The sequence below is a fragment of the Parabacteroides sp. AM17-47 genome (assembly GCF_003434625.1).
GTDB classification, from domain to species: Bacteria; Bacteroidota; Bacteroidia; order Bacteroidales; family Tannerellaceae; genus Parabacteroides; species Parabacteroides distasonis.
This window is the reverse complement of sequence record NZ_QTLI01000009.1, coordinates 26,629-51,807: the sequence shown is the minus strand read 5'-3', so window position 1 is coordinate 51,807 and position 25,179 is coordinate 26,629. Positions and strand designations below refer to the sequence as shown.

General features: G+C 45.9%; 22 protein-coding genes. 12 read left to right on the top strand and 10 right to left on the bottom strand.

Features of this window, described 5'->3' with window-relative positions:
• Positions 1–72: 72 nt before the first annotated feature.
• Both DW205_RS08775 and DW205_RS08770 read left to right on the top strand, forming a co-directional pair.
• Entirely contained in the window at positions 73–1,839 is a 1,767-nt protein-coding gene (locus tag DW205_RS08775; protein ID WP_005862680.1) for an alpha-glucosidase, read from the top strand.
• Between the two features lie 97 nt (positions 1,840–1,936).
• Positions 1,937–2,188: a GlsB/YeaQ/YmgE family stress response membrane protein gene (locus tag DW205_RS08770; protein WP_005857281.1), complete on the top strand. Its 252-nt coding sequence runs from the start codon at positions 1,937–1,939 to the stop codon at positions 2,186–2,188.
• Between the two features lie 112 nt (positions 2,189–2,300).
• Here the strand turns inward: DW205_RS08770 and nhaA are convergent, their stop codons facing one another.
• The 6 genes from nhaA to DW205_RS08740 all read right to left on the bottom strand — a co-directional run bounded on the left by nhaA (position 2,301) and on the right by DW205_RS08740 (position 9,673).
• Positions 2,301–3,662 (bottom strand): Na+/H+ antiporter NhaA, encoded by a 1,362-nt coding sequence (nhaA, locus tag DW205_RS08765; RefSeq protein WP_005862682.1) that lies wholly within the window; start codon positions 3,660–3,662, stop codon positions 2,301–2,303.
• A gap of 114 nt (positions 3,663–3,776) precedes the next feature.
• Entirely contained in the window at positions 3,777–4,985 is a 1,209-nt protein-coding gene (locus DW205_RS08760; protein WP_005862684.1) for a cation:proton antiporter, read from the bottom strand.
• 107 nt (positions 4,986–5,092) lie between these two features.
• On the bottom strand, positions 5,093–5,692 hold the full coding sequence (locus DW205_RS08755) for a YigZ family protein (RefSeq protein WP_005862686.1): 600 nt from the start codon (positions 5,690–5,692) through the stop codon (positions 5,093–5,095).
• Positions 5,693–5,695: 3 nt separating this feature from the next.
• A complete protein-coding gene (locus DW205_RS08750; protein WP_005857287.1) occupies positions 5,696–5,917 on the bottom strand; it encodes a hypothetical protein in 222 nt (73 codons plus the stop codon).
• Complete coding sequence (gene uvrA, locus DW205_RS08745; RefSeq protein WP_005862688.1) at positions 5,914–8,769, bottom strand: excinuclease ABC subunit UvrA; 2,856 nt, start codon at positions 8,767–8,769, stop codon at positions 5,914–5,916. Before uvrA ends, DW205_RS08750 begins: the two co-directional genes overlap by 4 nt.
• A gap of 157 nt (positions 8,770–8,926) precedes the next feature.
• Entirely contained in the window at positions 8,927–9,673 is a 747-nt protein-coding gene (locus tag DW205_RS08740; protein ID WP_005862690.1) for a potassium channel family protein, read from the bottom strand.
• Positions 9,674–9,870: 197 nt separating this feature from the next.
• Between DW205_RS08740 and gadC the strand changes: the two genes are divergently transcribed.
• The 8 genes from gadC to DW205_RS22825 all read left to right on the top strand — a co-directional run bounded on the left by gadC (position 9,871) and on the right by DW205_RS22825 (position 19,734).
• Positions 9,871–11,358 carry a putative glutamine/gamma-aminobutyrate antiporter GadC gene (gene gadC / locus DW205_RS08735; RefSeq protein WP_005857294.1) on the top strand — a complete coding sequence of 496 codons (1,488 nt, stop codon included), beginning with the start codon at positions 9,871–9,873 and terminating at the stop codon, positions 11,356–11,358.
• Between the two features lie 160 nt (positions 11,359–11,518).
• A complete protein-coding gene (locus DW205_RS08730; RefSeq protein ID WP_005857296.1) occupies positions 11,519–11,731 on the top strand; it encodes a hypothetical protein in 213 nt (70 codons plus the stop codon).
• A gap of 138 nt (positions 11,732–11,869) precedes the next feature.
• A complete protein-coding gene (locus DW205_RS08725) occupies positions 11,870–13,426 on the top strand; it encodes a DUF4435 domain-containing protein (RefSeq protein WP_005862693.1) in 1,557 nt (518 codons plus the stop codon).
• Positions 13,427–13,524: 98 nt separating this feature from the next.
• Positions 13,525–15,291: a glycosyltransferase family 39 protein gene (locus tag DW205_RS08720; protein ID WP_005862695.1), complete on the top strand. Its 1,767-nt coding sequence runs from the start codon at positions 13,525–13,527 to the stop codon at positions 15,289–15,291.
• Positions 15,292–15,315: 24 nt separating this feature from the next.
• Positions 15,316–16,557 carry an anaerobic sulfatase-maturation protein gene (locus DW205_RS08715; RefSeq protein ID WP_005862697.1) on the top strand — a complete coding sequence of 414 codons (1,242 nt, stop codon included), beginning with the start codon at positions 15,316–15,318 and terminating at the stop codon, positions 16,555–16,557.
• Positions 16,547–18,079: a TldD/PmbA family protein gene (locus tag DW205_RS08710; RefSeq protein ID WP_008772291.1), complete on the top strand. Its 1,533-nt coding sequence runs from the start codon at positions 16,547–16,549 to the stop codon at positions 18,077–18,079. Before DW205_RS08715 ends, DW205_RS08710 begins: the two co-directional genes overlap by 11 nt.
• Position 18,080: 1 nt before the next feature.
• Positions 18,081–19,400: a TldD/PmbA family protein gene (locus DW205_RS08705; RefSeq protein WP_005862700.1), complete on the top strand. Its 1,320-nt coding sequence runs from the start codon at positions 18,081–18,083 to the stop codon at positions 19,398–19,400.
• A gap of 121 nt (positions 19,401–19,521) precedes the next feature.
• Complete coding sequence (locus DW205_RS22825) at positions 19,522–19,734, top strand: DUF6722 family protein (protein ID WP_005862702.1); 213 nt, start codon at positions 19,522–19,524, stop codon at positions 19,732–19,734.
• Positions 19,735–19,900: 166 nt separating this feature from the next.
• On the opposite strand, the gene DW205_RS08695 is transcribed toward DW205_RS22825, so the two are convergent.
• Genes DW205_RS08695 through DW205_RS08685 form a run of 3 tightly spaced genes read right to left on the bottom strand, consistent with a single transcriptional unit; the run spans position 19,901 to position 23,004 of the window.
• Complete coding sequence (locus tag DW205_RS08695; protein ID WP_005862706.1) at positions 19,901–20,551, bottom strand: hemolysin III family protein; 651 nt, start codon at positions 20,549–20,551, stop codon at positions 19,901–19,903.
• 17 nt (positions 20,552–20,568) lie between these two features.
• On the bottom strand, positions 20,569–20,775 hold the full coding sequence (locus DW205_RS08690) for a heavy-metal-associated domain-containing protein (protein WP_005857310.1): 207 nt from the start codon (positions 20,773–20,775) through the stop codon (positions 20,569–20,571).
• Positions 20,776–20,790: 15 nt separating this feature from the next.
• Positions 20,791–23,004 carry a cation-translocating P-type ATPase gene (locus tag DW205_RS08685; RefSeq protein WP_005857312.1) on the bottom strand — a complete coding sequence of 738 codons (2,214 nt, stop codon included), beginning with the start codon at positions 23,002–23,004 and terminating at the stop codon, positions 20,791–20,793.
• Between the two features lie 215 nt (positions 23,005–23,219).
• Here DW205_RS08685 and DW205_RS08680 point away from each other — a divergent pair, with 215 nt between their 5' ends.
• Positions 23,220–23,669 (top strand): YhcH/YjgK/YiaL family protein, encoded by a 450-nt coding sequence (locus DW205_RS08680; protein ID WP_005857314.1) that lies wholly within the window; start codon positions 23,220–23,222, stop codon positions 23,667–23,669.
• A 53-nt stretch (positions 23,670–23,722) separates the two neighbouring features.
• Here the strand turns inward: DW205_RS08680 and DW205_RS22240 are convergent, their stop codons facing one another.
• On the bottom strand, positions 23,723–23,863 hold the full coding sequence (locus tag DW205_RS22240; protein ID WP_005857316.1) for a hypothetical protein: 141 nt from the start codon (positions 23,861–23,863) through the stop codon (positions 23,723–23,725).
• 135 nt (positions 23,864–23,998) lie between these two features.
• Between DW205_RS22240 and DW205_RS08675 the strand changes: the two genes are divergently transcribed.
• The gene (locus DW205_RS08675) at positions 23,999–25,177 is read left to right on the top strand and encodes a Xaa-Pro peptidase family protein (RefSeq protein ID WP_005862709.1); all 1,179 of its coding nucleotides are present in this window, start codon (positions 23,999–24,001) and stop codon (positions 25,175–25,177) included.
• Positions 25,178–25,179 lie beyond the last annotated feature (2 nt).

The following is a 25,179-nucleotide window of genomic DNA, read 5'->3' as shown; positions in this document are numbered from 1 at the left end:
CCCAAGCGTCATAAGTTGCTGAAACTAACCACCACATCCTTTTGTTATAGTAAAAAACTAAAGAATAATAAGATGGATTCAAAGCATGTTACAGAGAGTACGTCCGGTCAAGAGGACATTCAAAAGACTTGGTGGAAAGAAGCGATTATATACCAAATCTATCCCCGTAGCTTTCAGGACAGCGATGGCGACGGAATCGGTGACTTAAACGGTATCACCTCCCGCTTGGATTATATACAAAGCTTGGGTGTGGATATCATCTGGTTAAACCCGATCTTTCTCTCTCCCAACGATGATAATGGTTACGACATCAGCGACTATCGGGAAATCATGAGAGAATTCGGTACGATGGAAGATTTCGACCGCCTCCTGAAAGAGATTCATAAACGGGAGATGCGACTGGTACTGGACTTGGTAGTAAACCATACCAGCGACGAGCATCCTTGGTTCGAGGAAGCCCGTAAATCCAGACATAATCCCTATTATAATTATTACCATTGGTGGCCGGCCGAGAAAGGTGAGCCTCCCTTGCGCCTCAGCTATTTCGACGAGGAAGGCAACGCTTGGACGTATAACAAGTCAACCGACTCGTATTACCTGCATTATTTCTCCCGGAAACAACCCGACTTAAATTGGGAGAACCCGGAGGTACGCCAAGAGATTTTCGATATGATGCGCTTCTGGTTCGATAAAGGGATAGACGGTTTTCGCATGGATTCCATCTCTCTTATCGCCAAAGATCCCTCATTCCCTCTCATAGATTCCAAGAAATATCCGGATATATTTTCTTTCTATGCCAAAGAGCCTCGCCTGCACCTCTATCTTCACGAGATGAATCGGCAGGTATTAAGCAAATACGATTGTATGAGTGTTGGAGAAGGTTCGGCCGTGATGGTAGATGATGTCGCTAAATTTGTCGATCCGGCCCGGGAAGAGTTGAATATGCTTTATCATTTCGACGCCGCCCGTATCCGGAATACAACCCTACCGGACAATCCGGAATCCGGTATAGACTATAGCTTGATCGCCCTAAAGAAGATGTTTACGGAATGGGATAAGGCGGTAGATAAGGGTTGGCCCTCGATCTACTTGGGTAATCATGACCAGCCCCGTATGGTCAGTCGCTTTGGTAGCGATAAGGATGAGTTCAGGGCCTTGTCCGCCAAGATGCTTATTACTTTTCTGCTTACGATGAGAGGAACGCCTTATTGGTTCGCCGGGGACGAGATAGGTATGCGTAACATTCGGTTCGACCGTATCGAGGATTATAACGATATCGATACGATCAACCGCTATAAGAAAGCGAAAGCAGAGGGTAAAGATCCGCAGGCGGTATTGGACGAACAGAAAGAGACCGGACGAGACAACGCCCGCACTCCTTTCCAATGGGATCGCTCGCCGGAAGCGGGATTTACGGCAGGAACCCCTTGGTTAAAGGTAAATCCGGATTATACTTGGATAAACGTAGCGGACGAAGAAAAAGATCCGACCTCCATACTTAATTATTTTAAGAAAGTAGTCAGTTTCCGTAAGGAGAATCCGAGTTTGATTTATGGCAGTTATCATTTGCTGGATGCGGAGAATCCCCAATCCTATACCTTCTTACGCAAGACTGGGGCCGACACTTATCTGATTATGCTCAATTTCTCCCCCAAGGCGGCAATCTCCACTCCGGGGATAGATATGAGTAACGCACACGTCCTATTGGACAATTACGGGGACCGAAGTCATATGGCGCCTCAAAAAGATATCACGCTCCGTCCTTTCGAAGCGATTGTCTTTCAATTGAACCATCCCGTCTATGAATCCTTCATAGATTCGCTAGATCTTTTGGAATGATTCGTTAAAAAGAGGTACAAAACGCAACCAAAGACTTTTCGGATGTGTTTAAATACAAAGCATCAGAACTTTTAAATAAAATATAAAACTATTCGTTATGGGATTTATTTGGTCTATTATCATCGGTATCGTTGCCGGCTATCTGGCTGGTAAGATTATGCGTGGAGGAGGTTTCGGGGTCATTGTTAATTTGATCCTAGGTATTATTGGAGGTGTATTGGGTGGCTGGGTATTCAGCTTACTAGGCATATCGGCCGGTGGTATCTTAGGGAGCTTGATAACCTCTACGGTCGGAGCTATTTTGTTATTATGGATCGGCTCGCTATTCAACAAATCCAAAGAGGTTTAAGAAGGCGTGCTCAATTATCAAATCATATATTACATGGCAACAAGATCTCACGAAACTTTAGTTACGGCATAATATAATGTAAAAGGCAGTCCTTGCCGGACTGCCTTTTTATTTAGATCGTTTCCACTTTTTCTTTAGGTAAAACCCATTTCAATACCAGATAACCGCAAAGACCGGATATAAACGATCCCGTGAATACACCCAGCTTCGCCTGATTCAAGAGATCGGCACCCGCCGCCGTACTGCCGTCAAAGGAAAGATTCGCTATAAACAAAGCGACCGTGAAACCGATTCCTCCCAACATGGATACTCCAAATAAATTACGCTTGCTCATCCCTGTAGGCATGGAGGCAAATGGCGTACACGCGAACAAGTAGGAGAAAGAGAATATACCTAATGTCTTTCCTACAAATAGGCCCACGAACACTGCCAACGGAACATTAACTAATGTCTGGGGTTGGATATCCCCGAATGTCACACCGGCATTCACGAAAGCGAATAAAGGAAGTATCACATAGTTTACCAAAGGATGCAACTTATCAGCGATGGTCTGCAACGGACTGATCGTTTTATCCGCCAACGTATGGATGTTATTCAATACCTGAATTTGTGTAGGCGTAAGCACTTCCGCTTTACGGGACTGACGAACCTCGGTATAGTCCAGCATATTCAAATACCCGGTCATATCACACGTGAAATCATCTAGCTTAACAACCGGACGGGCAGGAACCGTAAAGGCGATCAACACGCCGGCGATTGTCGGATGGATTCCTGACTCCAGAAATAGCAACCAAACGATAAAGCCACCGATATAGAAAAACAATCGGTTGTGTACCCGGAACTTTCCTCCCACATACAACAAAGCGAGGACTATCAGGGATATCAACAAAGGCTCGAAAGCGATATGCCCGCTATAAAACAGGGCGATAATTATGATACCTCCAATATCATCCACCACAGCCAAGGCGGTCAAGAAGATACGCATGCTCAACGGCACCCGCTTCCCCAACAAGCCCAATACGGCCAAGGCGAAAGCGATATCCGTAGCCATCGGAATAGCCGCCCCGTTTACCTCGGGAGGCGTATTACATACTAACATATAAAATAAGACCGGCACGATCATTCCACCACAGGCGGCGATAATAGGCAATAGCGCCTTCCTCACGGAACTCAACTCACCGATCAATACCTCTTGCTTGATCTCCAGACCGATCACGAAAAAGAAAACCGCCATAAGGGCGTCGTTCACGAAAGCCAGCATAGACATGGTCTCCCCGTGATGCGCGAAGAAGTTAAACTGCCCGGCTTGCAGATCGATTGGAAAAGCTAATAATAAATGATACTTATGTGCCCAAGGCGAATTGGCCAAGACCATAGCGATGATGGTGGCGGCAAATAGTAAAAGACTGGCGTTCGGCTTCTGTATAGCGAAGCGACGCAACGGTTTAAGGATAACATTAATCGTACGGTCCATAAATAATAAGTTAGATGAAGGTCTTCAACAATTGATCGTACTATGACTATTCCCGTTTCCCTCTTGGGAGGGAAACGGAATATCATCTTGAAATACCTTCAAGTGTTTTTTCTATTAATTGACTGCTTTGGCTTTTCCTGCTTGCTCCAGGTTATAAGCGCTGCGTGTGAGTTTCTCTACCCAGATGACAAAGATACCAGTTAAAATTAAATTAAACACAATAGTTAACACAGAAATTATCAACATCGGGCCACCTAATCCATATCCCAAGGCTATGAAAATAACGCCGGCTCCTACCTCTCCACGGGTAAACATACCGATAGACAGCGCCAAACGCTCCCGTTTCATCCGGTCACGGTAGAAAAACAAAGGAAATAGTTTACCGATATTGGATAAGAATGAGACGATTACGACGTGTAAAGCGATCATCGACCATGACATCATCGGCTGTGCGCCTGTCACCGTAGTTACTTCCGCCGCTTGCTGAGCGAAATCCACGCCCATAAACACCGGCATGCTCACTCCGACAAGGAACATAAAGAGATAAGAGATAAAATCGGACACTTGATGCTCGATCTTGGTATCGATATGCTTATGCCGCATGATCATACCTACGACAAACGCAGGTAAAAGTACCTCGATATGGATGCTAGCCTCCTCCCCGTACATATGTTTCGATACCAGATAAATCACTTGCGTGATACCAAACGTCACGACGGCATAGAACAAGATGGCTTTCCAGTCTTGACGTACATTATAATATCCCATTTTCTTCCAGCCCAGGATCAAGAGCAATACCACAACCAGAATAATGACTCCCAATTGCCAGCGCAAGCCGATCATCATGATTTGCAACGGGATCATCAACAGGATCGTATCCAAGTCGTCGAAGATCGCCAATACCTGTACTTTCTTATATACCCAAGAGGCTTTTAGCCCGGCGGCGGCCAACATCGTAAACAAGATACCCGCCGAGGTAGGTGCGGCGAACCGGCTTAGCAACAGGTTCTCCTTCCAAGCGTCCCAACTTCCCCATAAATCGCCCGGAAGCAAGACAAACATATAATATAAAGCCACGAATATCCACGGAAACGCAGCCGTAGCCATCGCTATGAAATAATCTTCGGTATAAGACTTCCACCGGGTCTTATCAATCTCGAACTCACGCCCCACATTAATCATGATAAACGCTAGGCAAATAAACAAAAATGTATTAGAGATCGTCTTTACCAGCGAATACTGTTCCCCCACCATAGCGGGAAGCATTTGCGACACGACCAAACCCAACACTAGAAAAAGAGAGAATAAAAGAACTTTTTTCATTCAGATAAAACTATATTAATATTTACACAATAAAATGCAGGGGCAGGGTTCCTCATGAGCCTTGTCTCTACAAAAAACAATTGAAAATTGAATTAGTTGATCGCTTGCTACTCTTTTAGATAAGCGGTCTCAACCTTTAACAAACGATTTTTGAGGCGTTCAGCCTCTCCTTTACGGATACGAAGCGTCATCTCGCAATCCATCTCGAACTTCTGTGAGATGATAGCGGGGTTATCCTCTTTTACGATACGCATGATCCCGTTCAGGTATGGGTATTCGAAAACGACCGTGATGTCCTCGTCTACCGTACGTTCCTCGATCTCTGCGGCGGAGATAGCCTCAGCGGCGGCCGTGCGATAAGCGACGATCAGCCCGCTGGTCCCTAACTCGATCCCACCAAAGTAACGTACTACGACAATCAATAAATCGGTCAGCTCATTCGAGTTGATCTGTCCGAGGATCGGTTTCCCGGCCGTGGAAGAAGGCTCCCCGTCATCGTTGGCCCGGAACGTCTGCCGCTCTGGACCTAACATATACGCCCAGCATACATGGCGGGCATCATAATATTGTTTACGGTATTTCTCCAGTTGCTCCTTCACCTCTTCTACCGTACGCACGGGGATAGCATACGAGATAAAGCGGCTGCGCTTCTCGGTATAATATCCCTCGGCTACTTGCTTGATGGTCTTGTAACTGTCGTCTGCCATAAATCAATCCGGTATTTTAGTGTTAGACACTTCCTCCCGGTACGCCCGGAAATCTTTCATGATCTCTTCGATCTCCTCGATGAAATAAGGATCTTTCACCTTATTCCTCACCTCCTCATAATAGGTCTCTATGGCAGCCAACGCACATACGTCCTGCCCTCTCAGCACGAAGTAAGGTTCCTCCTTCTCCACGCACTGCTTGATCATTTGTATAGGATTCTTCATTTTTTCTTATTTGCTATATCTAACTCTTCTTTCAAGAACGGAGCCGTAAACCCGACACCACTCTTCGCTAAAGCCTCCGGAGTCCCTGTGAAAAGGACGTTACCTCCACGGCGACCGCCCTCGGGGCCCATATCGATCAAGTAATCGGCGCTTTTGATAACATCGAGGTTATGTTCGATAACGATGATCGTGTTGCCTTTATCCACCAACTTGTTCAATACCCCCAGCAAGACCCGGATATCCTCGAAGTGCAGACCGGTGGTAGGTTCATCCAATACATAAAGCGTCTTTCCCGTATCCCGCTTCGCCAGCTCGGTAGCCAGCTTGACACGTTGGCTCTCGCCACCGGATAAGGTAGTAGAGGGTTGCCCCAACTTGATATATCCCAGACCTACATCCTGCAGGACCTTGATCTTGGATAAGATAGTCGGGATATTCTCGAAGAACTCCACTGCCATATTAATCGTCATATCCAAGATATCCGCAATTGATTTCCCACGAAAACGAACCTCTAGGGTTTCCCGGTTATATCGCTTGCCGTGACAATCCTCGCAAGGCACCAGCACGTCCGGAAGGAAATTCATCTCGATCGTCTTATAGCCATTTCCCTTACAGGTCTCGCACCGTCCGCCCGATACGTTAAAAGAGAAACGTCCCGGTTTATACCCTCTCACCTTCGATTCCGGAAGTTCCACGAACAGATTCCGGATATCCGAGAATACCCCCGTATAGGTAGCTGGGTTGCTCCGGGGGGAACGACCGATCGGAGATTGATCCACATTCACGATCTTATCGACATGCTCGATTCCCTCGATGGCGTCGTATGCCAAGGGGTCTTCCAGCGAGCGATAGAAATGCTGGCTCAAGATCGGTTGCAGCGTGCGGTTTATCAAGGTAGACTTTCCGCTACCCGACACACCCGTGACGCAAATAAGAGTACCCAAGGGGAAAGACACGTCCACATGCTTCAGGTTATTGCCGCTGGCTCCCTTGATCGTAATAAACTGCCCGTTGCCTTTCCGACGCTCGGCAGGAACGGCTATCTCCGTGTTTCCATTCAGATAGGAAGAGGTCAAGGTATCTACACGCAGCATCTCCTTGGGCGTTCCCTCAAAAACGACCTCACCCCCCAGACGGCCCGCTTTAGGCCCCATATCCACCACGTAATCGGCACTCAGCATCATATCCTTATCATGCTCCACGACGATCACGGAGTTTCCCGTATCACGCAATTGCTTCAAGGAGTTAATCAGACGGACGTTGTCCCGCTGGTGCAAACCGATACTCGGCTCATCCAATATATAAAGTACGTTCACCAATTGGCTTCCGATCTGGGTAGCCAAACGGATACGCTGGCTCTCGCCACCGGACAAGGTAGCGGAACCCCGGTTCATGGAAAGATAATCCAATCCCACATCCAGCAAGAAGCGCAGGCGGGAGCGTATCTCCTTCAATATCTCCGTAGCGATCCGAAGCTGTTTCGGGTCCAGCTTCTCCTCGATACCCTCCAGCCACTCGTATAATTCCGAGATATCCATGGCCGACAACTCGGCGATATTCTTTCCCGCTATCCGGTAGCTCAACGCCTCCTTATTCAACCGCCAGCCGTTACATTCCGGACAAGTGGCCATCTTGATGAATTGTCCCGCCCATTTCTGCGCCGAGGCGGATGCCTCGCTCTCCTGTTGCATCAAGATATACTTGGCGACTCCCTCATACGACAAGAAATAGTTAGACGATCCTAACGAGTCATTCTTGATCTGCAACCGCTCGTCCGTACCGTTCATGATCTCGTCCATCGCCTCCTCGGGAATATCCCGTATAGGCGTCTTGATCGTCACGCCATGCTTTTGGCAAAGCGCCTCGATCTGCCAGAATATCAACGAATTCTTATATTTACCCAAAGCGACGATGCCACCGCTATATATACTTAAGGATGGATCGGGAACGATCTTGTCCATATCCAACAAATTGACCTGTCCTAAGCCTTTACATTTCGGACACGCTCCTTGAGGGGAGTTGAACGAGAAATTATGCGGAGCCGGCTCACTGTAAGACAATCCGGTCACCGGGTCCATCAAGCGACGACTATAATGGCGAACCTCGTTAGTCTCGGCATCCAGTATCAGCACAAGGCCATCGCCTTGCTTCATGGCGATCTTCAAGCTCTCTTTCAAACGACGCTCGTCTGCCTCGGAGACAATCATTTTATCGATCACCACCTCGATGCTGTGCATCTTATAACGATCCAGCTTCATCCCATGGAAGATCTCTTTCAACTCGCCATCGACACGGACGTTCAGATATCCTTTTTTACGTATCTGCTCGAAAAGTTCCTTATAGTGCCCCTTACGATTACGGACCAACGGAGCCAAGAGATACGTTTTTTTCCCGTTGTACTCATCCAAGATCAGCCGTAAGACTTGATCCTCGGTATATTTCACCATCTTCTCCCCGCTCAAATAGGAATAGGCCTCTCCCGCCCTAGCGTAAAGCAAACGGAAAAAGTCATAGATCTCGGTAGTCGTACCGACGGTGGAACGAGGATTCTTATTGGTTGTCTTTTGCTCAATGGAGATAACCGGACTCAGACCCGTTATCTTATCCACATCGGGTCTCTCCATATTCCCTAAGAAATTCCGGGCGTAAGCCGAGAATGTCTCCACATACCGCCTTTGTCCCTCAGCGAAAATCGTATCGAACGCCAATGATGACTTGCCGCTACCACTCATGCCGGTAATCACCGTCAACTTATTCCTCGGAATCTCTACATCTATATTCTTCAGATTATGAACACGTGCGCCAAGTATGGATATGCGCCCGCCTTCCAATGCCTGCTTATCTTTTATCATCTTTTACCTATCTGGTTTTAGGGGCCGTAAAGATACGAAAAAAACAGAAGCCAATCAAACTTTCCAGCAAATCATAGTGTAATCTCAGCCACTTCCTCCAGCCTGTTTGTTCCCTACGGGAAGACCTCGCAGTATCCACCGTAAGGAACCAGGGTTTCTATTTATCCTTCACCTCTGGCTGGGGAGAAGGAGCCTGTATGTTCTCATAAAACCTCTTTTTCTCCTCGTTACTTTTTTGGACAAGGCTTGTCACATATACCGTAAATATTGGAAACATCATCATGCCCAAAGCAGCCAATACGACTGAGAGGACTCGTCCCGTAACCGTAATAGCGGATATGTTAGAGCCAACCGTCGTCACATCCATAAACGCCCACCATAGAGCGTCCCCATAATTAGCCACCAACGGGTTCACCTTATGCTCCAAGACAAAAAATATAAGACTTGAGAAATAAACCGTGGCCAACAACATCGTCAAGTAAGAAACAAACAAGCCGGATGCCTTATTATACGACAACCATCCCACCACGATCGCCAACGCATACCCGCCCCGTACCAAAGGAACGAAACGTAAGAAATAACTAAGCTCGGGTGAGGTGATAATATGATAATATTCTATTATATTTTGGTAAGGGATCGCTACAAGCAAGAAAATAAAGTGCGTTCGCAAATAACGTAATTTATCTTTCGATAGGAAAAGTTCCAAAACAAAATCGAAAAGAAAAAACAAACAGATCCATAATTGAATCTTCTTATAAGAAGTTTGCGTGTAAAAGGGAATATTCTTAAATGTATCGATGGAGATACTGATAACCAAGAACAGCGACAACAATAGTATAATGATATGTAACACACCATATACCCCCTTCTTTCTCAATGCGAAATCAAATACGGCCATTTTCATAAGCGTTACTATTTATTTAATTATAATCCTTTTCATTTTGGTTTATGACAACAAACCTCATATACCATTTGTTTAAACAGCGAAATGTGTTAATTAACCAAGTTTTACGTAGCAAAAACAAAACATCTTCTTTGATTCGCTGTTATAAACTCAGACTTAAACGAGAGAAGTAATTCTCATTTTTAAAACATAAATCTATGGCAAATATCAACAAGACAGTAAAGCTAGGTGTGTTTACCCTAGCAATCATGAACGTGACGGCAGTAGTATCTTTACGCGGACTGCCAGCAGAAGCCGTATACGGACTAAGTTCGGCTTTCTATTACTTATTCGCGGCAATCGTATTCTTAATCCCGACCTCTTTGGTGGCAGCGGAATTAGCGGCAATGTTCCAAGACAAACAAGGTGGTGTATTCCGTTGGGTAGGTGAGGCCTATGGAAAACGTCTAGGCTTTCTGGCTATCTGGGTTCAATGGATTGAAAGTACGATCTGGTATCCGACAGTATTAACTTTTGGAGCCGTATCCATCGCCTTCATCGGTATGGATCATCCCGAAGATATGCTGCTGGCGAATAACAAATACTACACGTTAGCGATCGTGTTAATTATTTATTGGCTGGCTACATTTATCTCACTAAAGGGATTGAGTTGGGTTGGAAAAGTAGCGAAAATTGGAGGTATGGTAGGTACTATCATCCCGGCGGCGTTACTCATCATTTTAGGTATCGTATACCTAGCGACTGGCGGGCATTCCAATATGGATTTCCACAGTAACTTCTTCCCCGACTTCAGTAAATTCGACAACTTAGTCTTAGCCGCAAGTATCTTCCTTTTTTACGCAGGTATGGAAATGGGCGGTATTCACGTGAAAGACGTCGACAATCCTTCTAAAAACTATCCGAAAGCTGTATTTATCGGTGCCTTGATCACCGTTGTAATCTTCGTACTAGGAACTTTTGCGTTGGGTATTATTATCCCAGAGAAAGACATCAATCTTACGCAAAGTTTATTAGTGGGATTCGACAATTACTTCAAGTACATTCATGCCTCATGGTTATCTCCAATTATCGCTATCGCTTTGGCATTTGGCGTATTAGCAGGAGTATTGACATGGGTCGCTGGTCCTTCCAAAGGTATATTCGCAGTTGGTAAAGCAGGTTATCTGCCCCCGTTCTTCCAGAAGACCAATAAGATCGGCGTACAGAAAAACATCCTTTATATCCAAGGAGCGGCTGTTACACTTCTTAGCTTATTATTCGTGGTAATGCCATCCGTACAAAGCTTTTATCAGATCTTATCACAGCTTACGGTGATCTTATATTTAATAATGTATATGTTGATGTTCTCCGGAGCGATCGCATTACGTTATAAGATGAAAAAGGCAGGTCGTCCTTTCCGTATCGGAAAAGGTGGCAATGGCTTGATGTGGTTGATCGGAGGTTTAGGATTCTGTGGTTCCTTATTAGCGTTCGTATTAAGTTTCATTCCTCCTAGCCAGATTTCTACAGGAAATAATACGGTTTGGTTCGCCGTTCTCTTCATCGGTGTAATTGTTGTCGTTGCGGCACCGTTTATTATCTATGCGTCTAAGAAAGCATCTTGGGTAGATCCGAACACTGAATTCGAACCGTTCCATTGGGAAGTAAAAAATGACGTATCCGAGACGAATACGACAAAAGCATAACACACATTCATCTCGATAATTACCTAGTCCGGGCTGCGAAAATATTGCAGCTCGGACTTTTTCGTAAAAATAGCACAGAATATTTACGTTTTATTATGTGTATTATAAAAATGTAATTATCTTTGCGATAGTATTCATAAAATAAAATATCAAAAGAACTATGGCACGTACAGTAGATTATTCAAAAAAGGCAGAGAAAATCAAAGAGCAAGTAGATGAATTAGTACAAGAATTAATGGCTGCTAAATCGGCTCCGGTAGTCTCCAAAAGAAGTTTAAAAGTAGCTGACATCAATTTCGAGAACGAGGATGTTAATACATTAATGCAAATACAAGCTCGCCTCGCTCGAGTTATCTTGGAGAAGAGCAAATAAGAAAAAACTCTGCTAAGGTTTTAATAAAAGCGCCTTTCCCGTCTTTAAGGATGTTTCGGGAAAGGCACTTTATTTTTCAGGTCTCGTGCGAACTTTCAAAGAAAAAGCTTATCTTTGAAAACCTAATCAATAACATGTATGGAACTAACACTCCCAACGAAAGTTAATGTGACACATCCCATCATGCTAGACACGAAGATATTAGTCGTGATCGGAGCGAACGGTGCGGGGAAAAGCTCTTTTGGCAGAGATTTATTGGAGAGATATGCGGGTCAAGCGAAAAGAATATCCGGTATACATGCCTTATTCATCAGCGATGACGAATCTAAATTATCGGCCTCCAATGAATTCGCACGTTTACAGTCTATGATCAAAGAACGACTGTTCATGCCACGTATTTCTGAATACGAGAAACTGATTTTGCAACTCCAGAGCGAGGAGTTCGAGGCGGCAGTCAATTTCAAGGAAGCCTGCAAGACTAATAACGAAGTAGATCCTCCGATCACCAAGATAGATATTATACAAGCGATCTGGGAAAAGATGTTTCCGCATAATCGTCTGATACGAAAGTCGGGATTTATCGAGCTTGTATCCACGGGGCGTGATTCAAATTCCTATACCGCCGGACGCATGAGCGATAGCGAGAAACTGGTGTTCTACTTGATTGGGGCCGCATTATGCGCATGCCCGAACGCCTTGCTCGTGATCGAAGAGCCGGAAACCCTTCTCCACAACTCCATAAAGAACCAGCTTTGGGACGAGATTGAGGCGATACGCCCGGACTGTACGTTTGTTTATCTCACACATGACATTGATTTCGCCACCTCCCGCTCCGACAGCAAACGGATCTGGATTCGTTCTTACGACGCAGATCATTCCGTATGGGATTACGAGTTGATCGAGAGTAATGAAAGTTTTCCAGAAGAAGTATATATGGAAATACTTGGCAGCCGGAAACCGATCTTGTTTATCGAAGGGACCGACACGAACAGTATCGACAGCAAGCTTTACCCCTTCATATTCCCCGATTATTTGGTGAAACCGATGGGTGGTTGCCAAAAAGTAATCGAGACAACCAAAGCGTTCGGCCAACTGAAAGACTTCCATACATTAGATAGCAAAGGTATCGTAGATCGTGATAGGCGTACGCAAGGAGAAATAAACTATCTACGGGAACAACATATTTATGTACCGGACGTAGCGGAAGTGGAGAACCTATTGATGATAGAGGATGTGATCAAGACGGTCGCCAAACGGTTGATGAAAGATCCGGACGATGTTTTCAAGCAAGTGAAAGAAAACGTAGTACGTCTTTTCCAAAAAGAACTGGATTCGCAAGTAATCCTTCATGCCAAACATCAAGTCCGTAAAAAACTGGAGACTACCGTTGATCGCAAGATAACGACGGTGGAGCAATTAACCGAACATGTAGAGAGTATCCGTCTGAACATCCATGCGGAAGAAATATACAAAAACATAAAAGAAGAGTTCGAGTCTTATATAGAAACGGAGAACTACAAAAGCATCCTCCGTGTTTATAATCAAAAAGGGATGTTACCACAGAGCCGCCTATGCGCGATCTGCGGTATCAGTAACAAAGAGAGTTATTTAAACCTGATTCTCTCCATATTAAAGGAAAACAAGGAGGATGCGGAAGCGATACGAAAGGCTATCAAACATTCATTGGGCACATAAAAAGTTTCTAAAAATGCGGGGAAAGTCCATAAAAAATTGTTCTTTTGCAAACTGTTTTATAACATTAATGGGCCAAAGCCCTATATATTAATTGTCATATGCGTACACCTACACTTCAATATCTTTACTTGCAAAAGCCGGTAACCATGATGGTAGTAATCTGTATTATATCTGTGTTACCTTGGATTGGCCTCGGCGACTTTTCCACCAAAGGGGAACCTCGGGAAGCGGCTGTAGCGATCTCCATGCTCGAGACAGGTAATTGGGTCTTGCCACAATCTTACGCGAACGAGTTCGCTTTTAAGCCACCGATGGCGCATTGGTTAATGGCTGCTTTCTCCTATCCACAGGGATATGTTTCCGAGTTCACCTCCCGCTTGCCATCGGCTTTAGCCTTTATTACCTTGATCGGGTTCGTATTGGTCTTTTTCGGTAAACGAATCGTAAAGTTTCAGGAGGCATTCATAGCGACCCTCCTATTGGTCACCTGCGTAGAGATACATCGGGCGGCCATGACGACTCGGGTGGATATGTTGCTCACTACTTTCATCGTCATAGGGCTTTTCCAGCTATATCGATGGGAAGATAAATTAGAGCTGAAAGGACTTCCCATATTCATACCTTTATTATTAGGATGCGCCGTTCTGACCAAAGGACCGGTAGGCGTAGTATTGCCCCTATTCGTATTCGGCATTTATCTATTAATGTTAGGTCAATACAGTTATCTCACCATATTCAAGACTTTATTATATGCGGGAATTTCCTCTTTATTCCTACCGATGTTGTGGTATACCGCTGCATGGAAGCAGGGTGGAGATGAGTTCCTTAATGTCGTATTAGCGGAGAATTTCGCTCGTTTCTTACACCTAAACACTCCTGAAATTTCCTATGATCTGGGGCATGAGAATGGTGTTTGGTACAATTTCATGACGTTGGCGGCAGGCTTTATACCTTGGACTATTTTCTTTTTCTTCTCTTTATTCGGGCTGAAACTTAGTAAGCCTGAGCAACCTATTAAAGAGATCTTAAAGAATACGTGGAAACGTATCCGCTCCATGGAAAAAGTTCGTTTATTTAGTTTGGTTGCTTTAGTCGGCATCCTTTTCTTCTATTCGATCCCTTCCAGTAAACGAAGCGTATATTTAATGCCGGCTTATCCGTTCATTGCCTTGTTCTTGGCTCAGTATGCCTTATATATTACAGAATACCGTACGAAAGTAACTCGGGTATTCGCTGCCTTTTTAGCTTCCGTAGTAAGTGTCGTCATGATAGCGATCTTGCTTACGGTATTCAGTATTATTGATCCTGTTGGTATCGTCGGTCAATATACACAAAACGCATCGACCTTGGACATGGTACAAATGGTATCAAAAGTATTAGTTCACCCCAGTACGCTTACGATCTGTATTATCTTCATAAATCTATTGATATTAGGAACGGTCTATTACCAGATGTTCAAGAAAATAAATATCAAGATTCTCTACGCTACGATAGCCTTGACATTCTCGGTTAATTTATTAATTGATGGTGTCATTATGAGAGGTATTCGTGAAGGGGATTCTTGCCGTGTTTTCGCTGAACGTATCCTGAAAGAATATCCATTGAATAAAAAGAATGTATATGTCGTAAATAACCTTCGGATTTATCGGAATCTGTACGGGTTAAACTTCTATATGGGAAATATCTTCCATGACTTCGATAAAGAAACACCCGCCAAAGGTTATTTCCTGATCGGAGAAAATGAGATGGAAAAGGTACTTTCCACATACGGGGATAAATATACCTTCCGTACACTGACTAAGTCAGATCAAACGTTCAGCGAGCTAAAACAAAAAATCGTGCTTAGCGAGTTCGAGTTGAAATAGAAATGTAATATCTAATAGTATACCATGAATAGTTCCTATATTTCCCCTTTCGCCAAGCCGGTCTACATCATGTTGAAACCGGTTGGTTCTGTTTGTAATTTGGCATGCGAGTATTGTTATTACCTTGAGAAAAGTAAGTTCTATCCGGACGTGAAGAATCACATCATGACGGATCAGATACTCGAGAAGTTCATCAAGGAATACATGGAATGCCAAACCATGCAAGAAGTCTTGTTTACATGGCATGGAGGCGAGACGCTGATGCGGCCGATCAGCTTCTATAAAAAAGCCTTGGAGTTGCAGCGTAAGTATGCGGGAGGACGGCAAATAGATAACTGTATCCAAACCAATGGTACCCTATTGAATGATGAGTGGTGCCAATTTTTCAAGGAAAATAATTTCTTGGTGGGTGTATCTATCGATGGCCCGCAAGAGTTCCACGACGAATACCGTAGGAACCGGCAGGGACTCCCCTCTTTCTATAAGGTGATGAAGGGAATCGAGTTGCTGAAAAAACATGGGGTAGAATATAACGCCATGGCCGTCGTGAATGATTATAACGTGGATTATCCGCTGGAATTCTATAATTTCTTCAAGGAACTGGATTGCCGTTTCATCCAATTCGCCCCGATCGTGGAGCGTATCGGCCGGCACAAGGAAGGTACCAAGCTATCTTCTCCCGAGGAACAAGACGCTGCGATCGAGCTAGCTCCGTTCTCGGTAGATAGCGAGAAATGGGGGGATTTCCTTTGCGCCTTGTTCGACGAGTGGCTGAAAGAGGATGTCGGCAAGTTCTACATCCAATTATTCGATTCCACCTTGGCCAACTGGGTAGGCGAGCAACCCGGGGTCTGCTCCTTGGCCCGCCATTGCGGTCACGCCGGGGTAATGGAGTTCAATGGCGACGTATATGCTTGCGACCATTTCGTATTCCCGGAATACAAACTCGGGAATATCCAAACAAAGACATTAACGGAGATGATGTACAGTCCGGTACAACAAAAGTTTGGAACGGATAAAGAAGATAAGCTCCCTACGCAATGCAAGGAATGCGAATATCTTTTCGCTTGCCATGGGGAATGCCCGAAAAACCGGTTCCTCCATACGCCGAATGGAGAACCGGGACTAAATTATCTATGTAAGGGATACAAGAAATTCTTCAAGCACGTAGCTCCTTACATGGATTTTATGAAAAAAGAGTTATTGAATCAACGTCCACCCGCAAACGTGATGGATTGGGCTAAACAACAACAACATGAATATTAACAGACGTGATTTCATTAAAACAGGAAGTATGGTTATGCTTGGAACATTAGCGGCTCCTTCCCTACTAGGAAGTTGCACCGGTAGTGAGAGTGATAAAGCAGCCGGTATTTCATTCGCCATGAATTATTTCAAGGTGAGTGAGGGGGATTTGAGGAAAGTATTGGCAGCAGCCTTGGAGAAAGGCGGGGATTATGCCGATTTGTTTTTTGAGCATTCATACAGGAACAACGTGGGGTTGCAGGATGGTGCCGTAAACCGTGCCTCATCTAACATCGATTTTGGGATGGGCGTACGTGTTTTGTCCGGCGACCAAACGGGATATGCCTACGTGGAGAACGTCAGCTTGGACGAGATGCTGAAGGCGGCTCGTACGGCCGCACGGATCGCCACCGGATCAGCGAATACCGCTCCTATCAACTTAACGGAAGAAAAGCATACGAACAATTTCTATAGCGTACAAACACCTTGGGACGAGATAGCCATTAATGACAAGATGCCTTTCTTGCAGAAACTGAACGATCAGATCTTCGCCAAGGACAAGCGGGTCACCAAGGTGATGGCCTCTTTGGGAGACACGACCTCTCATATCTTATTCTGTAACTCGGAAGGGCAGATTTATTACGATTATCGCCCGATGAGTGCTTTGAGTGCCGTCTGTATTATGGAGGATAACGGGAAGATCGAGAACTCGTACGCCGCACGGGCTTTTCGTATGGGAGCGGAATTCCTGACGGACGACCTGATCGACGAGCTTGCCCAAGAGGCGGTGGATAAGACCTCTATCTTATTTCAGGCGATCAAGCCTAAAGGCGGGGAAATGCCCGTTGTCATGGGTGCCGGTGGCTCTGGCATCTTATTGCACGAGGCGATCGGCCATGCTTTCGAGGCAGATTTCAACCGTAAGAACACCTCTATTTTCTCTGATCAACTGAACAAGAAAGTTTGTAACGAGCATATCAACGTGGTGGACGACGGCACGATTCCTTTCAACCGGGGCTCGGTCAATATCGATGACGAGGGTGTGGACGGACAAAAAACCTATATCGTACGGGAGGGAGTCTTGACCAGTTATCTGCACGATCGTATCAGCGCGAAACATTACGGCATCCCCTCTACGGGCAATGGCCGCCGGGAGTCTTTCCGTCAGATGCCTATCCCCCGTATGCGTGCCACTTATATGGAAGCGGGAAACGTGACGGAAGAGGAGATCATCTCTACCGTAAAGAAAGGTATCTATGCCGCCAACTTCACGAACGGGCAGGTACAGATCGGCGCGGGCGATTTTACCTTCTTCGTGAAGGATGGTTACTTGATCGAGAACGGCAAGCTTACCCAACCTATCAAGGATATCAATATCATCGGTAACGGCCCGAAAGCGTTGGCGGATATCACGATGGTGGGTAATAATTATAAAATGGATAACGGCACATGGACCTGCGGTAAGGATGGACAGTCTTGCCCGGTAACCTGCGGTATGCCGTCGGCTTTAGTCAGCAAACTTACAGTAGGAGGAGAAAACTAATATGATAACAAACGAAAATAAGAAATTGGCTCAATGGGCCATGGAATATGCCTTGAAGAATGGTTGCCAATCTTCACGTGTCACGCTTTACAATGGTTCCAGCAGTTCGTTTGAGATACGGGATATGAAAATAGACCGTCTGCAACAGGCGTCCGAGAACAGCATGGTGGTTCATTTGTTCGTGGACGGCCGTTACGGCTCCTACTCTACCAATCGCTTGGATAAGAAAGAGCTGGAGAAGTTCATCAAGGATGGTATCGCCGCCACTCGTTTCCTCGCCGAGGACAAGGCTCGCACGCTGCCGGACGCTTCCTTGTATTATAAAGGTGGGGCGGCGGACTTGCGATTGGTCGACCCGAATTTCGACTCCGTGCAACCGGACGACAAGGTAGCGTTGGCCATGAGCGTCTGTGAGGAGATCATGGGCAAGGACGACCGGATCATCTCCGCCAACGCTTCCTACAGCGACGAGAAGGACTTTAAGTACATGGTAGCCAGCAACGGTTTCGAAGGCGAGGCTTCCGGTTCCTCTTATGGCTTGGTGGGGAGTGTCAGCATCCGTGGGGAGGGCGACGCCCGTCCCGAGTCTTATTGGTACGACTCTTCCTTGTATTATGACGAGCTGGTGAAGACCGGTATCGGTACGAAAGCGCTGGAACGGGTGCTTCGAAAACTGGGACAGCGGAAAGTGGCGTCCGGTAAATATACCATGATCGTGGATAACATGAACTCCAGTCGTCTGCTTTCTCCAGTAATCGGAGCCATTTACGGTTCCTCCATCCAGCAAAAGAACTCTTTCTTGTTGGATAAGATCGACCAAAAGGTAGCGAGCGACAAGATGACCTTGATAGATGAGCCTCATTTGGTAAAGGCTTCCGGCGCACGTTATTTCGATAGCGAGGGTGTTGCCACGAAACGTCTTCCGGTATTCGAGCAGGGTATATTGAAAACGTATTATATCGATACGTATTCCGCCAACAAGATGGGCATGGAACAAACGATCGGCTCTCCCTCGATTCTTACCATGCGGAATGGTGATAAGGATCTGGACGGATTGATCGCCTCTATCGACAAAGGTATATTGGTGACCGGCTTCAACGGTGGAAACTGCAATAGCACGACTGGCGATTTCTCGTATGGCGTGGAAGGTTTCTTGATCGAGAGAGGCAAGCTATCCCAACCGATCTCCGAGATGAACGCCACGGGTAATATGCTCTCCCTATGGAGTAACCTAGCGGAAGTCGGAAACGACCCCCGCCTATCCTCCAGCTGGCGAATCCCTTCCTTGCTTTTCAATGGGGTTGATTTTAGCGGATTATAAAAAGTAATACAGAACATTAAGAGAAGGCGGAATATTTTTGAAGTCCGCCTTCTTTATTTGTATATCCATAAAAGATTACCTATATTTGCGCTTAGATATTAAATAATCAAAATCAAAAATTATGAGGAATTTCGGAAAGTCAGAAACGATATCCACCAAAGAAAAGCTTGGAGACTTTTTCATAGACATTGCCAAGTTGGTTTTCGCAGGAGTGGTATTAAGTACCTTATTGGATTTAACGGAAGATAAGATATTGATACTGATATTAGGAATCATATCTACAGTCATCATGTTAATTATGGGATTTGAGTTATATAAAAGAACAAGGAGGTAATATATGGAACCTGCAATAATATTATTTAGCTTTTTAATTGTAGTAGGAATTGTCGGTATAGCGATATTGCGTTATCAGGATTGGAAATACAAGAAACAACATCCGGAAGAACAAGAATAAAAGAAGCCGGAACCGCTAAACACAGTTCCGGCTTCTTTGTTTTTCCTTACACCAAATTATAGATCGCTATAAAATGGCAAACCGTTCCCCCGAGAACGAATAAATGCCATGCGGAATGCATATATTTATATTTATCCAGAAAGAAGAAAATCGTTCCTAAGGAATAGAACAAGCCTCCTCCGATCAGCCAATATAAGACATACATCGAATCCGTACGCTGGAAAACATCGATCAAAGGTTTGAAAGCGATAATCACCACCCAACTCATCAGCAGATAACAAACCGTTTTCAGATTATCCTTTTTCTTCATCCGACGGAAACTAAACCATACGCCGATAACCGCGGCCAGCCAAACCGTAATAAATAATCCCCAGCCCCAGAAACCCTCGTCGCGGAGAGCCACCAAGGTAAATGGCGTATAAGTACCTGCGATATGCAAATAAATAGCGCTATGATCCCAACGGCGCAACTGGCATTTTCGCTTGGGATCGGAAGCGGCGTGGTAAAAGGTAGAGGTCACATACGAGGAAGTCATGCACAACGCATAAACGGCGAAACTACCGATCACCCACGGATCACCTATACGAATCCCGGCGATCATCAAAACGATAATCGCTGTTAAGCCGAACAACATGCCCGCGCCATGCGTAAGCACATTCGCTACTTCCTCACCATGAGTCTGTCTTTGTTTTCTCATCCATCCGATCGCTACGACTACAAGGCGCTAGCCTTGAAACCGGCCTCCGATACGGCGGAAAGAATGGTCTCCGCCGGAAGATCGGTTGTTATAGTCAATGTTTTATCCGGGGATTTCAAGTCGATCGACCATGCGTCCTCTTTTACTAATTTATTCAACTTAGCGCCGATAGCCGCCACGCATCCGCCACATTTAGCGTTTGTCTTAAATTTTAATGTTGCCATATCTCTACTTATTATTTAAAGTTTACTCCATTTCAACCGTAAGCTATTTAATACCACCGACACGGAACTGAAAGCCATCGCGGCGCTCGCCAACATCGGGTTCAGTAACAGTCCGTTCACCGGGAATAAGACACCCGCCGCCAATGGGATTCCGATCAAGTTATAGATAAATGCCCAGAATAAATTCTGGTGGATCGAGCGAACCGTACGTTTCGACAAGCGGATCGCATCCGGCAATAACATCAAATCCGAAGTAATCAACGTGACCATCGCCACATCCATGGCGATATCCGTTCCCTTACCCATCGCAATGCTCACATCCGCACGGGCTAAAGCTTGCGAGTCGTTGATACCATCCCCAACCATAGCCACTTTCCTTCCGGCGGCTTGCAAGGAACGGATATACTCCTCCTTATCGCTCGGCAAGACATCTGCCTTATAATGACGGATATCCAGCATGGCCGCAACGGTCTCGGCGGTCCGTTTTCCATCGCCGGTCAATAAATGAACCTCGATACCCATTTCTTTCAAGGCCTCTACCGCCTCTCCCGACGTAGGTTTCAACCGATCCGAAATAGCCATGACCGCAAGCAATTCCGATTCCCAACCGTAATAAACGATACTCTTGCCATCCTCTTCCCACCGGATGATTTCCCGCCCAGCCTCGGGCGGAACCATCGCCTTGAAGGTTTCCAAAAAGCCTTTGCTTCCTACCCAATACGTCACGCCATGTACCTGCATTTGGATACCACGCCCCGTTACGCTCTCGAAACTATCAGCGTCGATCTCCGCAGCCTCCGTTCCTTTCAACCATGAGAGGATAGCGGACGCCAAAGGATGCTCAGACTTCATCTCGGCGGTATAAAGGATATCCAGCATATCCCGGCTCGCCTCCGATATCCAGAAAGAGTCTGTCACCTCGGGCACGCCCTCGGTCAAGGTCCCGGTCTTATCCAGCACGACGGTATCCACCTTACAAAGGTTTTCCAAGGCAAAAGCGTCTTTGATCAATATATGATGCTCGGCGCCTTTACCCATCCCGACCATCAAGGCAGTTGGCGTAGCAAGTCCCAACGCGCAAGGGCAAGCGATCACCAATACCGATACCGCCGATAAGAGAGCGTACGAGAAGTACCCGCTTCCTCCTACTACCAGCCAGACGATAAAAGTGAGTATCGCCAATCCGACAACGATCGGTACAAATATACCACTTATTTTATCAACGATACGCTGCACAGGTGCCTTACTTCCTTGAGCGGCTTGTACCATCTGTACGATTTGCGATAATACGGTAGCGCTCCCCACCCCGGTCGCCTCCATCAAGAAAGCGCCCTTTTGGTTGATCGTCCCGGCCAAGACCCGGTCACCTTGTGATTTCACGACAGGGATCGGCTCGCCACTCAACATGCTCTCATCCACGGAAGAGGAACCTTGAGACACCGTGCCGTCCACCGGGATCTTCTCACCGGGACGGACACTGACAAGATCTCCCACCCGCAAGAACGAGATAGAGACCTCTTCCTCCTGTCCATCCCGCACACGACGGGCGGTTTTAGGCTGCAATCCCATCAAGCTCTTGATAGCGGAAGAAGTGCTGTTCTTCGCCCGCTCCTCCAGAAGTTTACCCAACAGAACGAACGCTATGATCACGCCGGATGCCTCATAATAAACATGCGGCTCCAATCCTTTCTCATACCAGAACCGCGGATATACGGTATTGAAGAAACTGAACAGGAAAGCGATCGAGGTACTCAACGCCACCAACGTATCCATATTGGCGCTACCGTGCAACGCATGGCGCACGCCGTTCACGTAGAACGACCGCCCGAACACGATCATAATCACCAAGGCCAGCGCCATCATGATCCAGTTACCGCCGGGCGTATGCATAAACACCATTCCCAGCAGGGCCAGCGGAATGGAAAGTACCCACGCCCCGATCGTATTCCGGCGTAGCTTCCGGTAATGCTCTCGTGCCATCTCTTCCTGTACCGCCGTCGGATCCTCTACCTCCACGACCAAATCGTATCCGGCCTCCTGCACGGCCTCTCTCATTTTCTGAGGAGTAATCAAGGATGGATGGTATTTGACGGAAAGCGTATTCGCCGCGAAATTCACCGATGCCTCCTCCACGCCGGGAAGTCCCTTCACCGTATTCTCTACGTTATTGGCACATACGGCACAACTCATCTCGAGAACCGGTAGTATAATTGTCTCCAAATCTTTCATAGATCGTATCACCTGTTTAGTTATATATAAATGAATAACAAAGATACGATAAATATGATTGCAACCAGATTGCAAACTTTACGAAACAGTATTTACGTACGTTAAGAAACCTAGGAACTTAATAGATTTATTTGAGAAATATGACTATTATTTAACAGGGAAATACCCGACATTTGTAACGATTTTCAAACCAATTACTAAAACTTAATAACAATATGATTCTAGACTCACTTGAGAACTCTAAGCGGATCGAATGTATCCATCCGCTGTTTAAGCAGGCTTTTGACTATGTTAAGTCTACTGATTTTTCAAAAATGGAAGATGGTAAATACGATATAGCGGACGCTGGTTTCACGGTTAGCATCGCCAGCCTCTTCGGAAAGGAGAAGTCGGAAGCGGCCATCGAGACCCACAAGAAATTTATCGATATCCAATTCCCCTTATTGGGCGTAGAGAAAATCGGATGGAAACCGGGAGATCAATTACTAGAGGAGTCCGTTCCATACAACGAGGAGCAAGATATCGCCTTTTATATCGACAAACCTACCGCCTATACGAAAATCTATCCCGGACAATTCGCCATTTATTTCCCGGAAGACGGGCACGCCCCGGGTATCGGCCAAGGGAATATCCGGAAGGTGGTTATCAAGATCCCGGTCCAATAGTATCGAATACCCTATTTGTTCCGCAAGAATAACCAGCTGAATACTTATATATTCTATATCGGATCTACTTCTATTCTACAAACCACGGCGTGGTCTTTGTAAACCACGCCATGATCTGTAAAGACCACGCCGTGGTTTATAGGATTCACGACGAGAATCAAGGAATAGATACAGATACGATTATCTTTATTCATAAGAAGATTTCCCTATTCAACCGTATATTCGCATATATGCGTTTGTAATACTTTATTCACCTCAAATCCACTTAAATCTCGTAAATTCTTGTTACCTTTGATGCCCGGTACAAAATAAAAGTAATACAAAGGAAGATGATTTCAGAAGAATTGAAGAACGACCTAAAGATAAAATGGGATCGGATGAGAGATGGTATGGCGAAGATGGATATGGATGCCTGTTTGCTTACCGTAGATGTAAATCTTTATTATACGACAGGACAAATCTATAGTGGTTATTTTTATTTGCCGGTAGACGGTGAGCCGTGGTTCCTAATCAAGCGACCGAACGGGCTTTCAGGACATCAAGTGGAATACATCCGTAAGCCGGAAGACATCCCACCCTTATTTGCGGAACGAGGGATTAAGATGCCCAAAAAGCTCTTGTTAGAGGCAGATGAGTTGACTTATAATGAATACATCCGTTTAGATAAGGTATTCCAACCGGAGGAGGCCGGTAACGCCACCGCTTTCATGCGAAACCTTCGCCGGGTAAAAACCCCTTGGGAGATCGGGCAATTCCGTATCGCCGCCCGCAAGCACGAGGCTACTTATAGCGAGATCCCGGAATGCTTCCGTCCCGGTATGACAGACTTGGAGTTTCAGTACGAGATCGAGAAACGTATGCGCAAGAACGGCTCGATCGGTCTTTTCCGTGCTTTCGGAGCCAATATGGATATCTATATGGGTAGTATTCTCGCCGGGGAAAACGCCGAGACCCCATCCCCTTTTGATTTCGCTTTGGGCGGAGGCGGCATAGACGCTTCTTGTCCGCTAGGCGCTAACGGTACTTTATTAAAAGAAGGTACCGCTATCATGGTGGATATGGCCGGCAATTATACGGCTTATATGACGGACATGACCCGTGTCTTCTCCGTAGGCCGCCTGACGGAGGAAGCTTATCGGGCGCATCAAGTGGCCCTTACGATACAGCAGGAGGTAGAAAACGCTACCCGTCCGGGAACCGCTTGTTCGGATTTATATAATATAGCGGCGAATATCGCTAAGAAAGAAGGTCTTTCGGCTAACTTTATGGGAACCGAGCAACAGGCTAAATTCGTAGGACATGGCATCGGTATACAGATCAATGAGCTACCCGTGCTTACCCCGCGCTCGAAAGAGGAGCTTTTACCGAATATGGTGTTCGCCTTGGAGCCCAAATTCGTGATCCCGGGTGTCGGTGCCGTGGGTATCGAGAACAGTTTCCTTGTAACGGAGACGGGCGTGGAGAAGTTGACACGGTTCAACGAGGAGATCATCCCACTTGGAAATTAAGA

Excerpts from the sequence above, each read along its gene's own strand:
- DW205_RS08775 (WP_005862680.1), top strand. The coding sequence starts at position 73 with ATGGATTCAAAGCATGTTACAGAGAGTACGTCCGGTCAAGAGGACATT.
- DW205_RS08770 (WP_005857281.1), top strand. The coding sequence starts at position 1,937 with ATGGGATTTATTTGGTCTATTATCATCGGTATCGTTGCCGGCTATCTG.
- nhaA (WP_005862682.1), bottom strand. The coding sequence starts at position 3,662 with ATGGACCGTACGATTAATGTTATCCTTAAACCGTTGCGTCGCTTCGCT.
- DW205_RS08760 (WP_005862684.1), bottom strand. The coding sequence starts at position 4,985 with ATGAAAAAAGTTCTTTTATTCTCTCTTTTTCTAGTGTTGGGTTTGGTC.
- DW205_RS08755 (WP_005862686.1), bottom strand. The coding sequence starts at position 5,692 with ATGGCAGACGACAGTTACAAGACCATCAAGCAAGTAGCCGAGGGATAT.
- DW205_RS08750 (WP_005857287.1), bottom strand. The coding sequence starts at position 5,917 with ATGAAGAATCCTATACAAATGATCAAGCAGTGCGTGGAGAAGGAGGAA.
- uvrA (WP_005862688.1), bottom strand. The coding sequence starts at position 8,769 with ATGATAAAAGATAAGCAGGCATTGGAAGGCGGGCGCATATCCATACTT.
- DW205_RS08740 (WP_005862690.1), bottom strand. The coding sequence starts at position 9,673 with ATGAAAATGGCCGTATTTGATTTCGCATTGAGAAAGAAGGGGGTATAT.
- gadC (WP_005857294.1), top strand. The coding sequence starts at position 9,871 with ATGGCAAATATCAACAAGACAGTAAAGCTAGGTGTGTTTACCCTAGCA.
- DW205_RS08730 (WP_005857296.1), top strand. The coding sequence starts at position 11,519 with ATGGCACGTACAGTAGATTATTCAAAAAAGGCAGAGAAAATCAAAGAG.
- DW205_RS08725 (WP_005862693.1), top strand. The coding sequence starts at position 11,870 with ATGGAACTAACACTCCCAACGAAAGTTAATGTGACACATCCCATCATG.
- DW205_RS08720 (WP_005862695.1), top strand. The coding sequence starts at position 13,525 with ATGCGTACACCTACACTTCAATATCTTTACTTGCAAAAGCCGGTAACC.
- DW205_RS08715 (WP_005862697.1), top strand. The coding sequence starts at position 15,316 with ATGAATAGTTCCTATATTTCCCCTTTCGCCAAGCCGGTCTACATCATG.
- DW205_RS08710 (WP_008772291.1), top strand. The coding sequence starts at position 16,547 with ATGAATATTAACAGACGTGATTTCATTAAAACAGGAAGTATGGTTATG.
- DW205_RS08705 (WP_005862700.1), top strand. The coding sequence starts at position 18,081 with ATGATAACAAACGAAAATAAGAAATTGGCTCAATGGGCCATGGAATAT.
- DW205_RS22825 (WP_005862702.1), top strand. The coding sequence starts at position 19,522 with ATGAGGAATTTCGGAAAGTCAGAAACGATATCCACCAAAGAAAAGCTT.
- DW205_RS08695 (WP_005862706.1), bottom strand. The coding sequence starts at position 20,551 with ATGAGAAAACAAAGACAGACTCATGGTGAGGAAGTAGCGAATGTGCTT.
- DW205_RS08690 (WP_005857310.1), bottom strand. The coding sequence starts at position 20,775 with ATGGCAACATTAAAATTTAAGACAAACGCTAAATGTGGCGGATGCGTG.
- DW205_RS08685 (WP_005857312.1), bottom strand. The coding sequence starts at position 23,004 with ATGAAAGATTTGGAGACAATTATACTACCGGTTCTCGAGATGAGTTGT.
- DW205_RS08680 (WP_005857314.1), top strand. The coding sequence starts at position 23,220 with ATGATTCTAGACTCACTTGAGAACTCTAAGCGGATCGAATGTATCCAT.
- DW205_RS22240 (WP_005857316.1), bottom strand. The coding sequence starts at position 23,863 with ATGAATAAAGATAATCGTATCTGTATCTATTCCTTGATTCTCGTCGTG.
- DW205_RS08675 (WP_005862709.1), top strand. The coding sequence starts at position 23,999 with ATGATTTCAGAAGAATTGAAGAACGACCTAAAGATAAAATGGGATCGG.